Origin of the sequence: Streptomyces sp. KLMMK (assembly GCF_036961605.1) — a bacterium.
GTDB lineage: Bacteria > Actinomycetota > Actinomycetes > Streptomycetales > Streptomycetaceae > Streptomyces > Streptomyces telluris.
Genome location: NZ_JBAMDC010000737.1, coordinates 1 through 1,377 on the forward strand (window position 1 = coordinate 1; position 1,377 = coordinate 1,377).

At 75.9% G+C, this 1,377-nt stretch carries 1 protein-coding gene; it reads right to left on the reverse strand.

All coding sequences use genetic code 11. The features are described from left to right. A partial coding sequence (locus tag V7793_RS37600) for a glycosyltransferase family 2 protein (protein WP_336014240.1) occupies window positions 1–1,219 on the reverse strand: 1,219 nt, incomplete at its 3' end. Window positions 1,220–1,377: the final 158 nt, after the last annotated feature.

The following is a 1,377-nucleotide window of genomic DNA, read 5'->3' on the forward strand; positions in this document are numbered from 1 at the left end:
AGAGGTCGTGGACGCGCAGCCGCAGCCGGGCGCGGGCCCGGGCCGCGAGGCGCAGTTCGGCGTCCACGGTCACCGGCAGGTGGTGCGGCGGCACGGCCTCCGGCCCGAGGACGCCGTCCAGCGCGGCCCCGGGCAGGTCGGCCGACCAGACGGGGACGGCGTCGTCCTCGGCGTACGGCGGCAGCAGCCGTGCGGGCCGGGCGGCGAGCTGGGCCAGCCGCCCCAGGTCCCGCGGGGCCTCCGCGGCCAGCACGACCCGGGCGATCCACCGGGCGGGCGGCCGGGCGGCGCTCAGCTCGGCCTCCTCGTAGCCGGCGAGGTAGCCGCGGGTCACGCGCCACCACGCGTGCCGGTATCCGGCGCTGCGCAGGGGCAGTTCGCGCACGTACATCCGCAGGTCGTGGTCGAGGAACTTCACCCGGGCGGCGCGGGCGAGGGGCTTGCTGCCCGCGTCGAGGAAGACGTCGACGCTGCGCCGGTGGGCGGCCACGCGCGCCTGCCAGTTGGCGATGCGCTCGCGGTCCAGGGACATCGAGGGCGCGGCGGCGTCGCGCCGCACGTGCCAGACGTAGACGGTGTCGGTGACGGTCGCCACGCGCGGCGCGGCCGCCATGACCCGGGCCGTGAAGACGAAGTCCTCGTAGAGGAAGCGCCCTTCGGGGAAGGCGATGCCGTGCTCGGCGAGGAAGTCCCGCGCGTAGAGCTTGTTGACGCACAGGGTGTCGCGCAGGAGCGCCGGGCGGGCCTCGGGGCTGCTGTGCACGGCGGCCCGCCGGTAGAGGGCGGGCTGCCAGCCGGTGTCGCGCCGCTGGGGGAGTTCGCGGCGCACGCACAGGCCGGCCGCCACGGGGGCGCGGTGGTGCAGGGCGGCGGCGAGGAGGGCGTCGACGGCGCCCTCGGGGAGGGTGTCGTCGCTGTCGAGGAACATCACGTACGGGGCGGTGGCGGCCCGTACGCCGTCGTTGCGGGGGGTGCCGCAGCCGCCGCTGTTGGCCGCGCGGTGGATGACGCGCAGGCGCGGGTCTCCGTCGGCCAGCTCGTCGAGGATCGCGGCGGTGCCGTCGGTGGAGGCGTCGTCGACGGCGATGACCTCGGCGACGGCCGGCCCCTGGGCGAGTGCGGAGCGGACGGCGTCGCGGATGTGGCCGGCGTCGTTGAACCCGATGACGATGACGCCGACCTGCGCGGTGGGCAGGGTTCCGCTCTCGTTCACTGTCACGAAAGACAGTTTTACCGATGAATATGTATAAAGCGGGGCATTGGGAAGTCCGGGTGTGGCCGGGTCTCCGGCCGGCTCTCCGGCGGGGGCCCGGCCGGGGCAGGGAGGGGCAGTGGCCGTGGGAGTGACGGGACCTTCGGGGCCGACGGGACCGGCCG